Below are 21094 nucleotides of genomic sequence, written 5' to 3'. Positions count from 1 at the left end.
GAGTAGCCCTGCGCGAAGCAGCGCATCGACGATGAGTGCTGCGAGGTCCTCGCTCGTGAGGCGCTCGTCTGTAGGGTTAGGGGGCGTTTGATCGGGCATGTCGGCCTCACGGAATGAACTTGATCTCGCGAATTCCCAGTCCCTTGACGGTCACGTCGATCGTCGGCGGTCCACTGGTCGACACGGGCCTGAAGCCGACCGTCCCACCATCGGGAAGGCGAACAAGCGTGCCGGGGTACTTGCTGCCCGCGACCACCTCGCCCCCCTTGGACAACTGTCCAAACAGCGCTTCAGCCTCGGCTTTGCCACCCTGCAGAATTCGGATCTGAGAGCTGGTTCCTGCCTGTCCGATCAGCTTACCGCCGGGCCGCAGGACGTCGACCACCTTCGCTCCACCCTGTGCGGCCGCAGCTGCTGCGGACTCGGATAAGGAAGCACTCGATGCTTCAGAAGCAGCCGCCGTTTCGGCAGCTGCGCCCGCAGCCTCCACCCGGGTAGCACTGGCCACCGCGGTGGCCTCGGCTTGCGACACGGCGGCCGCCGAGGAATTCGCTGAAGCCTCCGCCAATAACACTGCGGGGATACCGGCCTCGGGAGCCGTCACGAGCAGGAACAGGGGCCCCAGGATCTTGGCCCGCTCCCACCACCGGTCCATGTCCTCGCTCTCTCGCTTCTGGGCCCAGTAGAGCTCTTCCGGAGATAGGTTGAACTGGTCTCGCGCGAACTCATTGTAGGCGTTGCCTCCGAAGCCCCGGCCCATCGGGGTGTTCTGGACGGAACGACTTGCCTTCGAGCTACCGGACATTCCCCTCAACAGGAAATACGCGAAGCCATCAGGCATCATGACCTTCCCCTGCTGATTCAGGAAGTCACCGACGTTGGTCGGGAAGGCCTCCATGTAGCTGCCACCGCCGTAGTCCTCCCGGTAGACCGTGTAGAGCCAGACGCCGCCCCCTCCCGCCATGGCAGACCCGCCGTACCAGCTGTCGTAGATGATGACGGGCATCTCCACAGGCAAGAATCCTGACGGGTCCGTGTAGCGCAGCGGGTTGTTGAGGACGTAGCTGTAACGGTTGAGCGACTGGCTCGTCCGGGGCGCCGGCAGGTATGGGTCCGGACTGAGGAAACGCCCGAGCTGCGGGTCGTAGATGCGCCCCTTCATGTTGATGAGGCCCAGCTCTTCATCGGTCTCGTGGCCGGTGAAGCCCAGATGCACGCGGCTGGCTTCGCTCCGCGTCAGCGGCAAGGACAGGCTGTTGACGTAGCGGCGTCCGCCGAAGGGCTCGTACCGCATGCGCTCGATGACGCTCCCCTTCTCGTCGGTGAGCGTGTCCACCGACCCCAGGGAGTCCTTGTGCAGGTCGAGCTTCCGGGTCTGAGTGATGCTCCCCGCCGCGTCGGTGCTCCACGCCACCTGGGCCACCGGCCCCTCGGCCCCCAGCACGTTGAACAGGTGCAGCGCCGTGCCATCCGTCTTGCGCCGGACTTCGTAGCGCCCGCCCAGGGAAATGGTGATGTCCCCGTTGGGCGACAGCTTCACCACACGCCGGTGAATCGCGTCGTAGCGGAACTGCGTGTCCTGGCCGCTCTTCGTCACCTTCGTCGGAAGGTTGAAGGTGCTGTACTCGACCGAGCGCTCCGGCGTGGTGAGCTGGTTGCCGCTGGCATCGTACGTGTACGAGCCGAGGGAGGAGCGGGTGACCGCGTGCGGGCCGGCGCCTCCAGTCCGCTCGTAGAAGAGCGAGAGGCTCTCACCCGGGCCCTGGGAGACGGTGCGCGCGAGCAGGTTGCCCGTCGTGTCGTAGCTGTAGTCCACCACCGACTTTTGGCAGTTCTGGAACGTGGTCCAGCGCGTCAGTCGGTCCAGGGAGTCGTAGGTAAAGTCCTCGGTGGTGGCGCGGCCCTGGTCGTGGCGGCTGCGCAGGCTGCCATCCACGTCGTACTCGTACGCCAGCGCCTGAATGACGCGCCGCGTCTTGCTGCCGATGTACACCACGCGCCCGCGGGAGTCGTAGCGGCGCGTGCCCCTCACGCTGTTGCCGTAGCGCTCCTGGGTGAGCTGGCCCAGGCCGTTGCGAGCCTCTGCCGTCCAATAGGTGACGCCCGACTGCTGGGTGTCACGGACCGACTTCAGGGCCCCCCACTTCGTGTACTCGTTCGTGGTCGCGAGCGTGAGGCCCCCCACCTGGGGGTAGCTCAGCGTCTGGAGACGCCCCTGGGCGTCATACGTCCGCGTGAAGGAGTAGGCCGCTCCCAGCACGCTCCAATTCTCCTGCACCGGCCGGCTGAGGCTGTCGTAGGTCAAGGCCGTGGAGATGTTCCCCACGGACGTCTCCTGTACCTGCGTGGAGAGCATGCCCAGCCCCTGGGCGCCATCCCACGTGAAGCGCGAGACGCCATCCCGGTTCGTCGCCGTCAGCACGCGCCCCAGCACGTCCCGCGTGTAGGTCGTCGTGTCCCCCCGGGCATCCGTCTCGCTGGAGACCTCGCCGAACGGGTTGTAGTACGTGAGCGTCGTGCCTGAGTCCGGGTCGTGGACCCCAATCTGCCGCCCCAGGTTGTCGTAGTCGAAGCGCGGCCCGTAGCCGTTGCCATCCAGCACCGAGGCCAGCAGGCCAAACGCGTCGTACCGGTACTGCGTCAGCAGGTGCTGGGTGCCCAGCAGGTCATCCGTGGTCTTCACCCGGCCCGCGGAGTCCATCCACGTGACCGAGGGACGGTTCTTCTCATCCCAGTACGTGATCTTGGTGCCTTCATAGGCCCAGCGCACCGTCGTCCCGTCCGGATGCAGCCGCGTCAGCGGCCGGTCCAGATTGTCATAGGTGAGCGAGGTGGCTACCGGGTTCCCCCCCATGGGCGAGGGGAACCACGTTTTCACCTGACGGCCCAGGGCGTCGTACTCGAACGAGTTCTCCACCCAGTCGTCTTCCAGGCCGTTGCCATTCGCATCGCCGAAGGCGCGCGTGCGCACGCTCAGCGAGCGGCCCAGGCGATCCTGGCGCGTATAGCTCTCCGTGCCCGCCGCCAGCGGGGTGTCCTGCGGGTTGGCGGGCAGCGCCACCACCTCGCGCGAGTGGACCTCCAGCAAACAACCGGGGGTCGCAGTGCAGTCGCTGTAGTTCGTCAGTAGCGCCGCCGCGCCCGACGCGGTGAAGGTCCTCGGCCGTCCGAAGCCGTCATACTGCCACGTGGAGGACAGACCGTTGGCGTCCACGCGCGCCGCCGGCAGCCCCATACCCCGGTGGTAAGCGTAGCTGAGCGTGTGGCCGAGCCCGTTGCTCACGCTCGCCGGGTGCGTGCGGTCCAGGGCGTCATACGTCAGGGTGGTCGTGCGCGCGGCCATCCCGGCGCCCGACAGGGTAATCTGTCGGAGGAGGCCGTCCGGGTCCCGCTGATACGTCGTCACCTGCTCCAGCGTCGGCTCGCCCGGCTGCACCGTCCGCGTCGCCACCAGCGTGGTGCCCGGAACGTAGGTGGTGGACACCGTCCGGGTCTTGGACAGCCCCACGTCCGGAGAGAAGCTGTTCTCACTGACAACGGCCGGCAGGCCGATGAGCCACTGACTGGCGTCGTTGAAGTACGTCGACTGCCAGTTGCGCGTCTCTCCGTCCTGCAGGGCCTCCAACCGGGCGGTGAGGTTTCCGTAGGTCCAGTCGAAGGTCCACGTCGTACTCATGCGACGCGTGAGCCCCACGGTGGGCCCTTCCGTGGGCAGCCGGTCGTACATCTCCACGCGCCCGGACGCAGGCAGCACCGTCAGGATGGACGCCCCGCCCAGCCCCAGGCGCAGGTTGGAGTTCGGGACCGTCGTGCGCGTCTGGCTCAGCACGCGACCGCCCACGGTCACCGTCGTCGACTCGGCGACGGACTGGCGCGCGTAGGGATAGAAGGTCCCCACCCGGGTGTGGTTGTCGAACTCGGTCCGCGCCAGTTGGCCGGTGGCGACATCCGTCGCGTTGATGGCGTTGAAGCCCAACCACCCGCGGCCCAGCAGGTCGAGCCGGCCGTCCTCATAGGTATAGCGCCGGGTGCGCAGCGGCTGGTTCACGCCCGCGTCGATGCGCGTCTCGGACACCACCCAGCGTCCCTTCTTCACGCACGTCTGGGGATAGGCGCAGCCGGAGCCCGGCGTGTAGACGGAGGCGTCGGAGAGCGGCTTGTAGGTGAATTCCGCCCGACCGCCCGCCGCGTTCACGACACCCGACAGCAGGCGCGCCGGGGGCCCCCGCCGCGTGTAGATGTGGAGCGAGCCGTTGATGATCTGCGTGAAGTCCGGCAGCCCGTCGCCGTTGGCGTCCAGCACCTGGGAGAGCTTAAAGCCCTCGCGGGTCGTCTGCCCTATGTCGAACGGAAGCGGGGTCGCGACGAAGGTCGTGCCCGTGGACTGAAGCACCAGTGGGTGGGAGCGCGTGCCCCCCGCATCATCCAGCAGCAGCAGGTCCTGCCGGCCGTCGTTGTTGAAGTCGAACAGCCGCAGCCCGTTATCCTTGCTGAAGGAGCCCACCTCGAAACCGGTGGGCAAATCCACCAGGTAAGGGGGCGCAAAGCCGTTGCCGGTGTTGACCAGCACCTCGATGTCGCCACCCGTTTCGGCCACGCGCAGGGCCTCCGGCAGCCCGTCCCCGTTGAGGTCAGCGAAGAGGTATTGTTTGTGGTTGACGTCCGTGCGCACGAGCGTCGTCTCCTGCTTGGAGAAGACACCGTTCTTCAGGCTCACGCTCGAGTAGCGCGGGCCCACCTCCTCGTAGTGGTCGGGCGAGCCCGCTAGCTGGCGCAAGTCGATGAGCAGCAGGCTCGTGCGCCCGGAGCCATCCAGGTTGACGACGAACTGGTTGTTGTCGTTGCGCGGTCCCGTGGAGATGAGCTGGAACGGCTGGAGGTTCCCGCCCATGTTGTGGCGCCACCCCAGTTCCTTGCGGTTGTTGACGGTCTGCACCCGGACGAGGTCCGGTAGCGCGTCACCGTCCAGGTCCGCGTACCAGAAATCGTCGCCCCACTTCCCGTCGTCCTCCAGCGTCGTGTACGAGTTGTAGCCGGGGCCGTTTGTCCGACGCAGGTGCTTGAGGTAGCTCGTCTGCCCCGGCTGGCCGCAGAGGTTCCACTCCAGGATGCTGACGTCCAGGCTGCCGTCCATGTTGACGTCCACCCACCGGCCATTGTGGTTTGCCTTGACGTCGTTGCAGATGCCCGGCAGGCCCATGGCCACGGCGCCCGGGCCATAGCCTGACGCAGCCCCGTAGCGCAGCATCCACTCGTACTTTCCGCTGTTGTTAGGCTTCCGGTAGAGCAGGTCATCGCGCCCATCGCCGTCCACGTCCTGGGCCTCAAGCACCCAGAAAATCGAGTCGAAGACCGATGAGTAGGTCTGCATCAGGTCCGTGATGCCGGTGTCCACGTCATCGAAGGTGGCCGTCTCCGGCGTCCACTCGAAGGTAATCGGGTTCAGGCAGACGTTGGCGCCGTCACACTCCTGCACAGAGGCCAACGTGGAGAGGGCCTCGGGGGCCCCGTTCGTCGGGTGATAGAGCAGGCGGTACTGCTTCACCGGGCCCACCACCGTGGGGTTGGGGGCGCGAAGGGTGATGGACGCAAGCCGCTGGCTCAGCTTGATTTTCAGCCCCGCCACAAAGGCCACGCTGGTGTCCGGCCGGGGCCCGTAATCGAGGTCGACGAAGCGGTTGGCGGCCAGCCCCGCCCCCACCGAGGACGCCGCGTACTCGATCCGGGAGAGGAGCTGCTCGTAGCTGGAGTCGTTGGTATCGTGGGTCAGCGTGTAGTGGAAGGACATGGAGTTGCCGCTGCGGTCCTCCACCCGGGCCACGGACCAGCTGAGCCGATTCTCCTTGCCGTCCCGCGTGGTGACGAAGCCATCCTCGCCCTGGGGGCTCACCTGGATGCGCTCGCCCACGAAGGTGGACTGGTTGAGCCCGCCGTACGTCAGGATGCGGCCGTTCTTGAGGTAGACACGGAACGAGCCAGGCCCCGAGGCATCCGCGTCAAGCGACACCACGCGGGTGAAGCTCTCCTGCTCCGTGCGGTACTCCGTGCCCGAGGCGCCGTAGATGCCCTGGACCGCGACCAGCCGCTGACCGTCCAGGCAGAAGACGTCGGAGGACGTGAAGGTGATGCCGTCCGTCCGTCCGTCTTGCGCCTGGATCTGGGAGCAGCGAGAGATCTGCGACGTGCCGGTGAGCGTCCAGCCTGCGCCGAGCACACCCTGGCCCCCCTCGCTTCGGTAGAGCAACGAGAGCTCGGGCTGCATGCCGGCGCGCCCCGGAGGCACCCACAGCGGCAGCGAATAGGTGGCCGTACCGTCCGCGCTGACGCCGGGCAGCCCGGACGCGTTGCCCACGGCCTTGCCGTTGGTGCCGATCTCAGTGGGCAGCAGGGTGTTGGCGGGTGGGTCAATCAACCGGCCCGTGTTCCGCGCCCGCGGCCCCAGTGCGGAGTCGGAGGGCTCCGAGGTGGTGGGGCCACAGGAGCCCCCCATGAAGGACAGCGTGAGGACTGCGAGGAGGATGCGTTTCAAGTGAAGGTCTCCCACCATGGACCGGCCCTGCTGGTCCATGGGAGTGAAGAGAGAGACGCCAAGCCCCTGGAGGCGCCTGGCGAAGAGGATTCAGGGGCGGAGGCTCAGCGGCAGACACCGGTCTGGCAGACCTGCCCCGAAGCGCAGGTGCCGCAGCGCACCGTGCCGCCACAGCCATTACTGGCCGAGCCGCACTCCCGGCCGTCACAGGCTTCAATGCTCGGCGTGCAACCGCAAACATTCGCCGTCCCACTGCCGCCACAGGAGTTGAAGCCGGAGCACGTCCCACAGCTCCAGGTCCCGCCGCAGCCATTGGGCACCGTGCCGCAGTTCTTGCCCGCGCAGGCCGTGGCCTGGGGGGTGGGCGTGCAACCACAGACGTTGGCCGTCCCGCCCCCACCGCAGGTGTTGAAGCCGGAGCATGTCGAGCCGCAGTTGTAGACACTTCCACAGCCATCGGACACGAGGCCGCAGTTCTTCCCGTTGCAGGCCGCCGTCTGGGTGATCTTCGTGCAACCACAGACGTTGGCCGCGCCGCCACCGCCACAGGTATTGACGCCGGAGCACGTCCCACAGGTGACGGTGCCACCACAGCCATTGGACGCCGTGCCGCAATTCTTGCCCAGACACGCTGCCTGTTGGCTCAAGGGCGTACAACCGCAGACATCGGGTGTCCCGCCCCCACCGCACGAGTTGTTCCCGGAGCAGGTGCCACACGAGTAGGCGCCGTCGCAGCCATTGGACACCAGGCCGCAGTTCTTCCCGTCACACGCCGCACTCTGCGAGAGGGGCGCGCAGCCAGTGGAGTCCGCGCAGACGTTGGGGGTGCCTCCCGCGCCGCAAGACTGGCCCGCGGGGCAGGTGCCGCACTGCAGAGTGCCGCCGCAGCCATCCGGCATCGCGCCGCAGTTGGCATCCTGCGATGCGCAAGTCACCGGCTCACACTCACAAGAGAGCGAGTCCGACCGGCAGACGCCATCCTCGTCAATGAGACCGTCGAGGTCGTCGTCACAACCATTGCAGACCTCCACGGACGCGGTGTCGCGAGGGCATTCGCCTGGCGCCCCTTGTGCCAGCATGGTGGTGGGGAGGAACGCAAGGAACACAGACAAGAGCAGGCTCCGCGCACTGAGGGCGGAGACCTGGAATGGCTGACACCTCATCAACGCTGCCTCCAGAGCACCGCGTCTGACGAACCATCGCTTGAAATGCTTTCCCCTCACGACAGCCGGACGCGGAGGCGGCCACCGAACATTGCTGACACGGCAACATCCAGCCCTTGACGCAATACCCGGCTGGCCGGCCAGTCTGGTTGCCGGCTGACCGGTAAATCCTGATGCCCACAGCGAGGCATTGACAAAAGAAAAGCGCCGGAGGGCGCGAGGCGCTCCGGCGCTTATCTTCAACCGAACCCCCAGAGCCTGGAAGCTCAGGTGGCCGGGTGGACGGTGCCTTCCTGGTGCGTGGGCGCCGCCGCGGGCGTCACCTCGTCCGTGCCATGCATCATCCGCTTCAACATGGGGGCCAGGAACAGCAGGATGACGCCCGCCAGGCCCGCGCCGATGACGATGGTGAGGAACACGCTGAACTCACCCATCTTCTCCGAGTAGCCCCCCAGCACGCCGGACAGCTTGTTGGCCGCCGCGTTCGCCAGGAACCACACGCCCATCATCGCGGAGACGACGCGCTGGGGCGCCACCTTGCTCACCATGGACAGGCCCACCGGCGACAGGCACAGCTCGCCCATGGTGTGGAAGAGGTACGCCATGATGACCCACCACGCCGCCGCCTTGCCGTCCGCCGCGCTCTCCTTGGAGGCGCCCAGCATGAAGGCGAAGCCCGCGGCCAGGAAGATGAGCCCCAGGGACATCTTCACCGGGATGCTCAGGTCCTTGCCCTTCGCCGCCAGCGAGCTCCACACCGCCGCGAAGACGGGCGCCAGCGTCACGATGAAGACGGAGTTGAAGTTCTGGAACCAGGTGGTGGGCACCTCCCAGCCGAACATCGTGCGGTCCACCTTCTGGTCCGTGTAGAGGTTCATCAGGCCGCCCGCCTGCTCGAAGCCCGTCCAGAACGCCACCACGAACAGCGCGATGATGAAGATGACGATGATGCGGTCCCACTCCTCGCGGGAGAAGGCGTGGTGCTTGCCGTCCGGCGTCGTCGTCTGCGCGTCGGTGGGGCGCGGCGCGGGCGCCAGGCCCACGTTGCCGAGCAGGCTCTTGGACAGCGACATGAAGATGACCACGCCCAGCGCCATGCCCACGCCGGCCGAGCCGAAGCCCCAGTGCCACCCCACGCGCTCCCCCAGCGTGCCGCAGATGAAGTTGCCCAGCACCGCGCCCAGGTTGATGCCCATGTAGAAGATGGTGAAGGCACCGTCGCGCCGGCCGTCACCCGCGGGGTACAGCCCGCCCACCATGGTGGAGATGTTCGGCTTGAAGAAGCCGTTGCCGATGATGAGGAAGCCCAGGCCCGTGTAGAAGATGGGGACGCCCGGTAGCGCCAGCAGCAGGTGGCCGATGATCATCAGCACGCCGCCCAGCAGCACCGCCTTGCGCTGACCGATGAAGCGGTCCGCGATGTAGCCGCCTAGGATGGGCGTCAGGTACACGAGGCCCGTGTACGTGCCGTACAGGCTCAGCGCGTCCGCCGCGGACCAGCCAAAGCCGCCCCGCACCTTGTCGGTGAGGAAGAGCACCAGCAGGCCGCGCATGCCGTAATAGGACATGCGCTCCCACATCTCGGTGGCGAACAACAGGTAGAGGCCCGGGGGATGCCCCTTGCGGGCCTCGCCCGCGGCGACGGTGCTTTGCATGCCGTGAGTTCCTCGAACGGAATCTTGTGAGGGGAAACGAAAAGTCGCGCGACTGTAACAGGAGTCTCGCCCTGGGCGAGGACAGAGGACACCCCGCGTCCTGGGGAATTCCCGCCCCCTGCGCGAGCAACCTGTCAGCCCCCCGCGTCCCCCGCGCTCGTGGCCGGGCGCGTCAGCCGATGCGCCGCGACCACCGGCCGCGCGTCGCACCCGTGGTGGGGGTCTGGGCCAGCGGCTCCGCGTGCGCCGGCCGCAGGGGCAGATGGACCTCCACGCGCGTGCCCTGCCCCATCTGGCTGGTGATGTGGATGCGGCCGCCGTGCTGCAGGATGATGCGGCGGCTGAGCGCCAGGCCCAGGCCGGTGCCTTCCCCCGCGGCGCGGGTGGAGAAGAAGGGCTGGAAGAGCCGCTCCAGGTCCTCCGGGCGGATGCCCACGCCGGTGTCGGAGATGGTGACGAGCACCTCGTCGCCCGCCTGCGCCGTCTCCACCCGCACGCGGCCCGCGTCGCCCACCGCGCGCAGGGCGTTGTCCAGGAGGTTGAGCCACACCTGGTTGAGGGTGCCGGGGTCCCCCCAGATGGGGTTCGCGCAGTGGTAGGCGCGCTCCACCACGACGCCCGGGGGGATCCGCCAGCCCAGCACGCTGAGCGTGGAGTCGAGCGCCGCGTCCAGCCGCACCGCCACCGGCTTCTCCGCCGTGCGCACGAAGGACAGCAGCGACTCCGCCAGGTGGCGGATGCGCTGGCCGCACTCCTCCATCACCTCCAGCATCGCCGGGCCCATGTTGGGGTCGCCGCCCGTCTGCTTCCCCTGCACGACGTCCTTCAGCGGGATGAGCGCGTTCATCAGCCCGTTGAGCGGGTTGCGCACCTCGTGCGCGAAGCCGGAGGTGAGCAGGCCGATGGCCGCCAGCCGCTCGTTCTCCGCCGCGCGCACGGCCGCGTCGCGCAGGCGCAGCTGCGTCTCCACGCGCGCCAGGAGCTCGCGCGGGCTGAAGGGCTTGCCCAGGTAGTCATTGGCGCCCGCGCCCAGGGCCTCCACCTTCGCGGACACCTCCTGGCGCGCGGTGAGCAGGATGACGGGCAGGTCCACCGTCTGCACGTGGGCGCGCAGCTGCACCAGCAGGTTGAGGCCGGACAGCACCGGCATCATCACGTCGGACACCACCAGGTCCGGCCGCTCCTCCAGCGCGCGGCGCACGCCCTCCTCGCCGTTGACGGCCTCCAGCACCCGGTAGCTGGGCGCGAGGATGTCCGCGATGAAGGCGCGGATCTCCGCGTCGTCCTCCACCACCAGGACGCGGGGCGCCTTCGCGTCCGCGCGCGTGTGGTCCTGCGGCTCCGTGGGGCGCTGCGCCCCGGCGACGGTGGCGGCCAGCACGGTGGCGAAGCGGCCGGAGCTGCGGCGCTCGCGGCGCGTGGGCAGGTCCGTGGCGCGGCGCTCGCGCAAGTCCTCGCGCAGGTGCCCGGTGCCCTTGGGCAGCCGCACGCGGAAGCTCGAGCCCTGCCCCGGCGTGCTCGACACCTCGATGCCGCCCGCGTGCAGCTCCAGCGTCTCCTTCACCAGCGCCAGGCCGATGCCGCTGCCCCCGAAGCGCCGCGTGCCGGACGTGTCCGCCTGGGCGAAGCGGTCGAAGATGACGGCCAGGTCCGCGGGCGCCATGCCCTGCCCCGTGTCCGCCACCTCCACGTGCACGTCCCTGTCGTCCTCGCGCACGCGCACCGCGATGCTGCCGCCGGCCGGGGTGAACTTGAGCGCGTTGGAGACCAGGTTGTGGAACACGCCCTCGATGCGCTCCGCGTCCACGTGCACCACCGACGCCGGCCCGCCCTCCAGCGTGAGGGTGATGCCCTGCTTCTCCGCCACGGAGCGGAAGGGCAGCAGCTGCGAGGACAGGAACGCGTGCAGCTCCAGCGGCTGGTAGCGCAGGCGCACCTTGCCCGCCTCCAGCTGGGCCAGGTTGAGCAGGTTGTCGATGAGGCGCAGCAGGCGCTGCGTGCTCCGGTCCAGCGTCACCAGGTGCTGCCGCACCACCGTGGGCAACGACTCCGGCTCCTTCTGGAGCGCGTCCAGCGACAGCAGGATGAGCGTGAGCGGCGTTCGCAGCTCGTGGCTCACGTTGTCGAAGAACTCCGTCTTCAGCCGGTCCTGCTCGCGCTGCTTGGCGAGCGCCGCCTCCAGCTTCGCGTTGGCCTCGGACAGCTCGCGCGTGCGCGCCGCGACGCGGTCCTCCAGCGCCACGTTGCTGCCGAACACCTCGTCGTAGCGCTGCTGCAGCTCGCGCAGGGAGCCCATGTTCGCCTGGGCCTGCGCCGCGAGCAGCTCGTCCTTGCGCTGCAGCTCGCGCCGCCGGTCCAGCCAGCCGCCCAGCGCGAAGCCGCCCATGCCCAGCGACGTCACGGAGAAGAGCGCGTCCGCCCAGCCCACGTGCGTGGCCAGCAGCCCGCTCACCATGCCCAGCAGCAGCCCCAGGTAGTGGCCCCAGAGCGTGGGCGGATCCGTCCAGGTGAGGTGGTAGCGGCACGCCGCGCCGCCCAGCACCTGGCACTCCGTCTCCCGCACCTCCGCGGGCGCCAGGCCCCAGATGGTGGGGAAGGACGCGAACTGGCCCATGCGCAGCTCGCAGATGTTGCGGCTCTGCTCCGGGATGCTGCTGCGGTAGGACAGCTTGAGCCGCTTGTGCTCCAGCAGGTCCACCGTGAACGCCCCCACCCGGTTGTAGCTGGGGGAGAAGTCGATGGTCTGCTTGTAGCAGGCCTTGGGCGAGCCGAAGGCGCGCAGCATGTAGAAGACGAAGCCCAGCGCCTGCGGCGACGCCGTGAAGAGGCCCGCCTCGCGCATGAAGCGCGAGTCGCCAGACTCCTCGCGCAGCGCCGCCGCCACGCGCTCCAGGAAGCGCAGCGAGACGTAGTTGGTGGGCTGGCGCATGTAGTCCAGCCCCAGGCTGAAGCCGTGGTCGCGCCACGCCTTGGCCAGCCGCTCCGCCCCGTAGCGGTGCTCGAAGTACAGCAGCAGCGTGGACGTGGCCCGGACGCTCACCTCGGGGGCGTTGTCCGGGGACACCTCCTGCACCTTCACCGCCGGAAGGCGTTCGGTCACGGTTTCGTTCCTTCGGTGACCAGCGTCACCGCGTACTTCAAGCCCTCCGGGTCCTCGAGCATCGCCAGGAAGTCGGCGCAGTGCGCCTGGTAGGCCTCGATGCCCCCGAGGGCCGCCGCGCCCACCGGCGCGAGCGCCTCGAAGCGCGTCTTCCAGTCTCGCACGAGTCGCGCCTCCGCGGCCCCCGGAGAAAGGTAGAACGGCATCAGGTGCACGCGCACGTCGGTGAGCCCCGCGCGGCGGAACTCCGAGTACAGCTTGCGGCCGACGTACAGGTCGAACCCGCGCGACGCCAGGGCCTCCACGATGCGCTGGGTGCCCACGCGCAGGTGCTCCGGGAAGGGCCAGTTCTGGAAGCCCAATCCGTCGATGTCGGACACCACCACCCGCCCCCCCGGCCGCGTCACGCGGATGAGCTCCGCGAGCGCCAGGTTCCGGTCCGGCAGGTACTCGAAGACGTACTGGCTCCACGCGTAGTCGAACGCGTCCGCGGGCAGGCCCGTGCCGCGCACGTCCGCCTGGAGGAACGTCAGCTGCGGGCGGTGGGCGTTGCGGGCCCGCGCCTCCGCGACGCGGCCCTCGTGCAGGTCCACGCCGGTGACGTGGCCGCCCTCCCCCACCAGCTCCGCCATCACCTCCGCGATGCCGCCCGGGCCGCAGCCGGCGTCCAGCGCCCGGTCCCCCGGCTTGAGGCCCGTGCGGTGCAGGACGGCGCGCGTGTCCTGGGACTGCTCCTGCTCCAGGAGGCGGCGGGCCTCGTCCGCGGATTCCATGAGGTACATCATCACCGCGCCTCCTGCTTCTCGAGGGACGCCGGCGCCGCGACGGCGGCCCGGTGCTTCGTGCGCCGCATGGGCAGCTGCCGCTCGAAGAGCGAGCGCCAGGCCTCGCACCAGCGGCGCACCATGGAGCGGTGGAAGGTCCACTCGGAGAAGCGGCCCTGGTCCACGAAGCCCAGCTCGCGCAGCACCGGCACGTCCAGCACGTCCACCATGCCCAGCGCCGAGCCCCGGCCCCGCTCGCGCGCGTGCGCCATGCACCGCAGCGCCAGCGCCGCCACCGCGTCCTTCGTGCGAGGGTGCTCGCGGTCCGCCACCACCAGGTTGAAGCCGTTGGTGACCTCGATGAGGCTCAGGCCCGGCGTGGCCTCGTCCTGGAGCGCCATCGCGAGCGGGCCCGCCTCCCCGTCCACCACGAACATCCGCCGCTCGCGGTGGAGGCCCGCCCCCCGGAAGCGCTCGCCCAGGGCGGTCTCGGGGCCGGGGTCCGCGCACAGGTCCTCGCTGAGCAGGCGCACCAGCTCCCCCCGGCGGCGCAGGTATGACTCCAGCCACCGGCGGTCCTCCGGCCCCGCCTCGCGCGCGGCCGGCAGGGTCCCCGCGTCCAGGGCGGGCTTCACGGCCAGGTCCGCGCGCAGGTAGTGGAACTGGCGCAGGTGGCACAGCCCCTGGCCCTCCAGCACGCGCGCCAGCCAGGTGCCCAGCCGGTGCGGCCACCGGTTGTCGGTGCGCCACATGTAGCGGATGAACTCCACGTCCTCCATCGCCTCGCCCACCTCCACGGCGAGCGAGGTGAGCTCGCTGGAGATCTGCTCGCTGCGCCGGAAGCCCGGCATCACGGCCAGGTGCTGCACCAGCCACGTGCCGGAGTACATGCGCAGGCCGTTGACGTGCCCCAGCAGCCGGTGGTCATCCGTGAAGACGAGCGAGCGCCCCAGCTCTCTCGCGCGCCCCAGCCGCTCGTGCGTCTCCTCCAGGACGGGCAGGACGCGGGCCTCCTCGCCGAAGGGGTGGTCCGGGTGGAAGGTGTAGCGGGCGTCCTCCATCATCCGCCAGAGGTCCGGGAAGCGGAACACCGCGCCGTCGTGCACCTGCGGCTGCCGCGCGGACACGAACGCATCCACGATGGCGTCGCGCACCGCGCGCGGCATGTCCAGGATGCGCACGCCGCAGCGGTAGGGCCGGAGGCGCTGATCATGCCGGGACTCGAAGGGGACCACGTCCACCGAGCGCACCTCCACGCGGCACGCCACCTCCGCGCCGCCCGGCAAGAGCAGCGTGGTGTCCAGGTGCGAGCCCACCGGCAGCACCTCGCACGACGCGTCGATGGGGAAGGCGAACCCGCGCGCGCCCAGGTCCAGCACCGCGCGGGTGATGCGCTGGCCGCTGAAGGGCGAGGTGAAGCGCACGAGGAAGCGGTGCTGCGCGCCGGGGCGGAAGCGCTGCTGGCCGCGCCGGTTCTCCACCGCGAGCGACCGGGGCATGCCCAGCGCCACGCCGTCATGCCCCACGTGGATCATGCTGGTGACGCCCCGGTAGCGCTGGCCGCCCATCTCGAAGGAGAGGTGGACCACCTCGCCCACGCTCGAGGGCAGCGCCGGGGACACCTGCCCGCGCAGGAGGCCGCGCTCGTCGCAGGGCTCCACCGTGGCGGACTCCAGCCGGAAGTGCGCCGTCTGGCTGTCCGGTGGATGCAGCCACACGGGCAGCTCGCGCCGGAGCGCCTTGCGCAGCGCCGCCTGCACCGCCACCGCGTCCCGCAGCGTGCGCGGCGGGGCGGAGGTGGTGTCGTCCGCGGCGGGCCGCCAGCAGATGCCCACGCGCAGGAACAGCCGCGTCCCCTGTGGAACGGGCGTGGCGTGGCGCACGGAGGCGCGGGCCACGTGCAGCACGGGCCGGCCGTCGCGCACCATGGACAGCGCTTCCAGGGGCGTGCCCGGCAGGAAGGCCGCCAGCGACGCGTCCATGGGGACCTGGAGCGCGGCGCCGAAGGGGCCCAGGTCCATGCACTCGGCGGTGAAGGGCTGGCCGCGCAGCTGGAAGTCCACGCGCATCCCGGCGTCCAGCGACACGCGGGTGGAGGCGCGCAGTTGGAGGATGTCCCGCAGGCGCGCGCGCAGCTCGCCCTCCGACAAGCCATCATCCACGGTGCTGAAGACGTGCCCCTCCGCGGCCGTCTCCACCAGCTCCTCCAGCCCGTGCCGATCCGACCGCGCGCAGACGAACACGCAGACGGCCTCCGGGGCCGCGCGGTCCACGTGGCGCAGGAAGCGGCGCGCGTTGTCCGCGGGCGCGATGATCAGCGTGGGCACGGACGCCTCCATGCGCCGCGTGGCCTCCAGCTGTGAGCCCACCACCGAGACGCGGTGCGAGCCCAACGCGGACTTCAGCGCGTTGCGGCGCAACTCGTTGGGGTGGACGATGAGGACTTCGTGAGTCGGCACGCTCATGGATTTTCCCCGACGCGCAAGAGCCACACCGGCGCCTGTGCATGGCGCCATTCCCGTCGACGCGGGGCTCGCACGCGCCCCGTTTCCGCCATCCGCATGTCTTGAGTGTCCGAGCCAGGTGCTCTCTCTGTTGCCAGCGGGCCCGCGCTGAAACGCCTTCCCGGTGAGCCGCCGGCGAACAACCACTGCGTACTTTACCTGCTCCTATGGATTAGGTGATGTACGCGGGGGTAAGAGACTTTTCGGAATAGGTTAAAGAAGCGCAGTCAGGCAGGACCCCTTGGCGGGTAGGACGCGCGACCGGAGGGCGCTGGAGCGCGCTGGCCCCGGGGCCTGGACGCCGTTACAGAATGCGCGGGCGACGAGGAGGCCCCCCATGGGCGAGACGGTGGACTACGAGGCCGGCATCCGGGAGCTGAAGCGCTCCATGAACGCGGTCATCCTGGCGCACTACTACCAGGAGAGCGAGGTGCAGGACGTGGCCGACTTCGTCGGCGACAGCCTGGCGCTCGCGCAGGCGGCGGCGCGGACGGAGGCGGACGTCATCGTCTTCTGTGGTGTGCACTTCATGGCGGAGACCGCGAAGATTCTGAATCCTACCCGACAGGTGTTGCTCCCGGACCTCAAGGCCGGCTGCTCCCTGTCGGACCGGTGCCCGCCCGCGGCCTTCAAGGCCTTCAAGGACAAGCACCCGGACGCCTTCGTGGTGTCGTACGTGAACAGCTCCGCCGCGGTGAAGGCGATGAGCGACGTCATCTGCACGTCCTCCAACGCCGTGCGCATCGTGAACCAGATTCCGAAGGACCGCCCCATCCTCTTCGCGCCGGATCAGCACCTGGGCCGGCACGTGATGAAGGAGACGGGCCGCGACATGGTGCTGTGGCCGGGCAGCTGCATCGTCCATGAGATCTTCAGCGAGAAGAAGCTCGTGCAGCTGAAGGTGGAGCACCCGGACGCGGAGGTGGTGGCCCACCCGGAATGCGAGCAGCAGGTCTTGCGGCACGCGGACTTCATCGGCTCCACCAAGGCCATCCTGGACTACGTGGTGAAGAGCCCGAAGCAGCAGTTCATCGTGGTGACGGAGGCCGGCATCCTCCACCAGATGAAGAAGGCCGCGCCGGACAAGACGTACATCCCGGCGCCTCCGGACAACGGGTGCGCGTGCAACGAGTGCCCGTACATGCGGCTCAACACGCTGGAGAAGCTCTACCGCTGCATGCGGGACCGGACGCCGGAGCTGGTGCTGCCGGCGGAGCTGCAGCACGCGGCGCTGGCGCCCCTGAAGCGGATGCTGGAGTGGTCCGCCTGAAACACGAGGGGCGCGGACTGTTGCCCGCGTCCCACGTTTGCCAACTCGCGCCTTGCGGATGGCGGGCCCAAGTGCCATGGAAGGGACGTGGCCTTCCGATTTCTCGCACTTCCCGCCCACCGGCTGGTGGACTTCCCCAAGACCCTGCCAGACGAGGAGCGCCTCGAGCCGGAGCTGCCCCCGGTGATTGAAGCCGTGGAGCGGGCGCTCGCCGGCGCCGAGTTCCGCGACCTGAAGGCCCGCGACCGCCTGCGCGCCCTGCTCCAGGGCGACCGTCCCCCGGCGCTGGGCTCGCCGGGCAAGGGCTATGGCCCCAGCGCCATCTTCGCCCAGCCGCCCCAGGACCTGCCTGCGCTCCTGCGCCTGGCGGACGAGCTGGAGCAGCTCGCGCGCCGGGAGGCCGGCGAGCGCGCGCTGGTGTGGAAGTGCGGCGAGTGCGGTGCCCGCTACGCGGTGCCGGTGGCCCTGGTGCGCCAGGTGTCCATCCGCTGCGAGCGCTGCGGTCACCCGGTGCAGCTGTCCTCGCAGCAGAGCCTGGGCGAGGAGGCCCTCATCGACCCGTTCCAGGGCGCGGTGAACACCAGCCGGTACCAGCTCGCGGGCTTCTTCCGCGAGGCCATGGCGCGCGGCTGGCCCGTGCTCGTGGCGGAGGGCGGAACCCCCGCGCCGCGCGGGCGGCCCTCCAGCCCGGCGGCCTGAGGCCCTCGGGCTGCGGCGGGGCCCCTGGAGGCCCCGCTCTCCACCTCAGATGAAGATGCCGGCGGAGGCGTCGTTGCGCGCCTCCTGGAGCTCCTGCGTGGCGGGATGGCCGCGCAGCGCGTCCGTCACCTGACGCGGCGCAGCGTGCCCCTTGCACTTGGCGCACTCGCACTTGCCGCGCTTGCAGGTGCAGTCCGCCTTGCTGCCGCACGAGCACTTCGCGGTCAGCAGCTGATCCAGCTCCTCCAGGGGGCGCGGCGCGTCGTCCTTCCGGGCCTCCGGCGCGGGCGTCTCGGCGCCCTTGGAGGCGGCCGCCTTCGCGTGAGCCTCGCAGGCGTGGGCGCTGGCGGGCACCAGCCAGAGGCCGCCCAGCAGCAATCCCGAGGTCATCCACATCGCGCTGCGTGCCATGGTCCGCTCTCCTTGGCGAAGGCCCGGCGAGGCGTGGGGGGACGCGCCCGCCGTCCCGGCCTATAGCGCAGGGCATTCCCCCTGCCAAGGCATTCGCACGTACCTTTGCCTACCCACCAACGGAGCCCACGGTGCGCTCGCCCGGCGCGGGGGCGCGCGCGTACAGTCCGCGCCCTCCTGCCCGTGACGACCCGAACCGCCCGCATCGCCTTCTTCGCCGCGCTCGTCCTGGGGGCGCTCCCGCTCTGGGTGTCGCGCTTCCTGCCCATGGTGGACCTGCCGCAGCACCTGTACCTCATCTCGGTGCTGCACCGGCTGGACGACCCGACGACGCTGTACCCCACGCTGTTCGCGGCGCGGCACGAGCTGACGCCCTACCTCGGGTACTACTACCTCGTCAGCGCGCTCAACTGGCTGTTGCCGCTGGACCTGGCCAACCGCGTCTTCCTCACCGCGTACGTGGTGGGGATGCCGCTGGGCATGGCCTTTCTCCTGCGCAGCCTGGGCCGGCCGTCGTGGCCCTCGCTGCTGACGCTGCCGCTCGCGTATGGGGACAGCTTCGGCTGGGGCTTCATCAACTATCTGGCGGCCCTGCCGCTGACGCTGCTGTGCTGCGGCCTCTTCGTGCGGACGCTGACGGACGCGCCGCGCCGCGCGCGCTGGGGCGTGGGGCTGGCGCTGTGCCTGGTGGCGGTGCTGCTCTTCCACGTGCAGGCCTTCGGGTTCCTGGCGTTCGGGCTGCCGTGGCTGCTCCTCACCACGCCGGTGCCGGAGGACGCGGCGGCGCGCGGCGTGGGGGCCCGGCTGCGGCCGCGCGTGCCGGCGCTCCTGGGCGTGGCGCCCGGCGTGGCGCTGTTCCTGTCGTGGGTGGTGCTGCGGTTCGGCAACCCGCCGGACATCCAGCCGGGCGCGCCGTGGAAGGCGTGGGGGCCCACGTTCTCGCCGCAGAACCTGGCGTGGAAGGGCTTCGAGCAGAACCGCGCGGAGTTCCTCCAGGTGCTCGCCAACACGTTCCATGACGGCTCGGACCGCTGGCCGCTCTACGCGGTGGGCGCGGTGGCGGTGGCGGGCTGGGGGCTGGGGCTCCTGGGCGCAGGCACGCGCCGCGAGGGGCCGGTGGCGCGCTGGCGGATGCTGGGGCTGGGCGTGCTGGCGCTGGCGCTGTACTTCCTGCTGCCCTTCGACATCCGGGGCTACGTCTACTACCTCAACACGCGCTACGCGCACCTGGCCGCGGCGCTGCTGGTGGCCAGCGTGCCGGCCGTGCGCGCCGGATGGCGGGCGCCCCTGACGTTCGCGGCGGCGGCGAGCGCGCTGCTGCTGGCCTTCGTGATGGGGCGCGGCTTCCGGGGCTTCTCCGAGGAGGCCCGCGAGCTGGAGGTGCTGTCCGACCTCGCCGCGAACCGGCCGAAGGTGATGGGGCTGGTGTTCGACCCGCGCTCGCGCGTGGTGCGCTTCCCCGTCTTCATCCACGGCGCGGCGGTGGTGGCGCGCGAGCGCGGCGGGGTGCCCAACTTCACCTTCGCCTCCACGCCGCACTCCCCGCTGCGCTACCGGGGCGAGGTGCCGCCCACCTTCCCGTCCGAGTGGCGGCCCCAGGAGATGGACTACGCGACGCAGGGCCGCTGGTACGACCACTTCCTCGTGCGCGGGGTCCCGCCGTCGCGCGTCTTCGGCGGGCGGCTTCAGTCGGAACTGGTCATCGTGGGACAGGCCGGGGGGAGCTGGCTGGTGCGGCGGCGGTAGGGCGTGAAGTAGAACCCCGGCGCATGAGCCCTGCCCCCACCGAGCCCCGTCCCCTGCTGGATGCGCTGCGCGCCGGCACGCCCCTGCCCACCTTTCCGGAGGCGGATGTCGCGCGGGCCCGGAGGCTCGCGGACGACGTGGGCAGCGCGTCCGCCGAGGCCGTGGAGGCCCTGCCGGAAGCCCTGGCGGGCGCGGTGCTGGAGGCGGCGGTGCTGGCGGGCCAGGTGGCGCTGCCGGAGGCCCTCTCCGCCTCCCCGGTGAAGCCGCTGGCCAAGGCCGCGAAGAAGGCGCTCTACCGGCTGCGCTCGCGCGGCGTCACCCCGCCGGAAGCGCCCAGGCCCGCGCCCGAGGCTCCGGCGCAGGAGGCGCTGCCCACGCTGGTGACGCTGGTGTCGTCGGCGGGGCAGTACGGCCTGCTGCTCACGCGCGTGGTGCGCGGCGGCGTGGAGCTGCTCCAGGTCATCGCGTCGGACGAGCAGGGCGTGCTGGAGCTCACCCGCACCGAGCAGAGCCGGGGGGACATCCGCCGCATCCTCAAGCACGGGCTGAAGAACGGCTTCGGCATGGAGGTCTCCCGCGAGGAGGGAGCCCGGCTGCTCGCCGAGGCCGCGGCCCTCAACCTGCGCACCCGCACGCCCTTCCCGCCGGACCTGGAGGCCGCGCTGCGCCACCACGACGTGCAGCCCGTCCACGAGCCGGAGCCCCTCCCCGCCCCCGAGCCCGACGACGTGCGCCGCGCCCTGGAGGGCGATCAGCTCCATGCCACGCCGGAGATCGCCGAGTGGCTGCCGCCCGAAGCGGAGGTGCGGGCGTTGATGGAGCAGGTGCAGGCGCTGGCCCAGAGCCCGCTGGCGTTGAGCGAGGCCCAGCGCCAGGAACAGCTCCAGCAGGGGGTGCGGGACGCGGCGAAGGCGTACTTCACGCCGGAGGTGCGCCAGCGCTACGCGCGCCGCCTGTGGCGCATGGCGGCCTTCTTCGACGCGACCGGGCGGGCCCTCCAGGCGGACATCGCGAGGGGTGAGGCGCGGCGCCTCTTCCACGGGCTCGACGAGCCCTTCTCGCGCTTCGCGGAGACGCTCTTCGCCAAGGTCGTCGTCCTCGCCGCAGCGGGCGCCCAGGCGGCCACGGGCCCCGAAGCGGCTCCTGCCGCCCCCACGGGCGATCGGCGCAGCCCCGGCGGCCTCATCCTGCCCTGACGCCGGCTGCTGGGGCCCGCGACCCGAGCGCCGCCAGGGCGCCCCGGGAGCGGGCCC

The 21094-nt window shown here is 70.3% G+C and carries 11 protein-coding genes; 4 read left to right on the top strand and 7 right to left on the bottom strand.

Annotated features, from left to right (window positions below; all coding sequences use genetic code 11):
• Positions 1 to 106 precede the first annotated feature (106 nt).
• The 6 genes from U8525_RS28760 to U8525_RS28735 form a co-directional block, all read right to left on the bottom strand.
• Positions 107 to 6529 (bottom strand): RHS repeat-associated core domain-containing protein, encoded by a 6423-nt coding sequence (locus tag U8525_RS28760; protein WP_374269902.1) that lies wholly within the window; start codon positions 6527 to 6529, stop codon positions 107 to 109.
• Positions 6530 to 6633: 104 nt separating this feature from the next.
• Entirely contained in the window at positions 6634 to 7176 is a 543-nt protein-coding gene (locus U8525_RS28755; protein ID WP_374269901.1) for a hypothetical protein, read from the bottom strand.
• A gap of 782 nt (positions 7177 to 7958) precedes the next feature.
• A complete protein-coding gene (locus U8525_RS28750; protein ID WP_374269900.1) occupies positions 7959 to 9347 on the bottom strand; it encodes a peptide MFS transporter in 1389 nt (462 codons plus the stop codon).
• A gap of 172 nt (positions 9348 to 9519) precedes the next feature.
• Positions 9520 to 12447 (bottom strand): ATP-binding protein, encoded by a 2928-nt coding sequence (locus tag U8525_RS28745; protein WP_374269899.1) that lies wholly within the window; start codon positions 12445 to 12447, stop codon positions 9520 to 9522.
• Complete coding sequence (locus U8525_RS28740; protein ID WP_374269898.1) at positions 12444 to 13232, bottom strand: methyltransferase domain-containing protein; 789 nt, start codon at positions 13230 to 13232, stop codon at positions 12444 to 12446. Before U8525_RS28740 ends, U8525_RS28745 begins: the two co-directional genes overlap by 4 nt.
• The gene (locus U8525_RS28735) at positions 13232 to 15676 is read right to left on the bottom strand and encodes a PilZ domain-containing protein (RefSeq protein ID WP_374269897.1); all 2445 of its coding nucleotides are present in this window, start codon (positions 15674 to 15676) and stop codon (positions 13232 to 13234) included. Before U8525_RS28735 ends, U8525_RS28740 begins: the two co-directional genes overlap by 1 nt.
• Before the next feature lie 376 nt (positions 15677 to 16052).
• Between U8525_RS28735 and nadA the strand changes: the two genes are divergently transcribed.
• Positions 16053 to 16985: a quinolinate synthase NadA gene (gene nadA, locus U8525_RS28730; RefSeq protein WP_374269896.1), complete on the top strand. Its 933-nt coding sequence runs from the start codon at positions 16053 to 16055 to the stop codon at positions 16983 to 16985.
• An 87-nt stretch (positions 16986 to 17072) separates the two neighbouring features.
• Positions 17073 to 17684: a hypothetical protein gene (locus tag U8525_RS28725; RefSeq protein ID WP_374269895.1), complete on the top strand. Its 612-nt coding sequence runs from the start codon at positions 17073 to 17075 to the stop codon at positions 17682 to 17684.
• Positions 17685 to 17729: 45 nt separating this feature from the next.
• Here the strand turns inward: U8525_RS28725 and U8525_RS28720 are convergent, their stop codons facing one another.
• Entirely contained in the window at positions 17730 to 18095 is a 366-nt protein-coding gene (locus U8525_RS28720; RefSeq protein WP_374269894.1) for a metallothionein, read from the bottom strand.
• A 183-nt stretch (positions 18096 to 18278) separates the two neighbouring features.
• Here U8525_RS28720 and U8525_RS28715 point away from each other — a divergent pair, with 183 nt between their 5' ends.
• Together U8525_RS28715 and U8525_RS28710 are read left to right on the top strand one after the other, a co-directional pair.
• Positions 18279 to 19841, top strand: a complete 1563-nt coding sequence (locus U8525_RS28715; RefSeq protein ID WP_374269893.1) for a hypothetical protein — start codon at positions 18279 to 18281, stop codon at positions 19839 to 19841.
• Between the two features lie 23 nt (positions 19842 to 19864).
• Positions 19865 to 21037, top strand: a complete 1173-nt coding sequence (locus tag U8525_RS28710) for a hypothetical protein (protein WP_374269892.1) — start codon at positions 19865 to 19867, stop codon at positions 21035 to 21037.
• Positions 21038 to 21094: the final 57 nt, after the last annotated feature.

It is taken from the genome of Corallococcus sp. RDP092CA (genome assembly GCF_041903675.1).
Classification (GTDB): domain Bacteria; phylum Myxococcota; class Myxococcia; order Myxococcales; family Myxococcaceae; genus Corallococcus.
The sequence above is the reverse complement of the archived record's forward strand: the minus strand, read 5'-3'. Positions and strand labels throughout refer to the sequence as shown.

Bases quoted from the DNA above. Each gene is read 5' to 3' on its own strand.
- U8525_RS28710 (WP_374269892.1), top strand. From the start codon at position 19,865: ATGAGCCCTGCCCCCACCGAGCCCCGTCCCCTGCTGGATGCGCTGCGC.
- nadA (WP_374269896.1), top strand. From the start codon at position 16,053: ATGGGCGAGACGGTGGACTACGAGGCCGGCATCCGGGAGCTGAAGCGC.
- U8525_RS28740 (WP_374269898.1), bottom strand. From the start codon at position 13,232: ATGATGTACCTCATGGAATCCGCGGACGAGGCCCGCCGCCTCCTGGAG.
- U8525_RS28720 (WP_374269894.1), bottom strand. From the start codon at position 18,095: ATGGCACGCAGCGCGATGTGGATGACCTCGGGATTGCTGCTGGGCGGC.
- U8525_RS28750 (WP_374269900.1), bottom strand. From the start codon at position 9,347: ATGCAAAGCACCGTCGCCGCGGGCGAGGCCCGCAAGGGGCATCCCCCG.
- U8525_RS28735 (WP_374269897.1), bottom strand. From the start codon at position 15,676: ATGAGCGTGCCGACTCACGAAGTCCTCATCGTCCACCCCAACGAGTTG.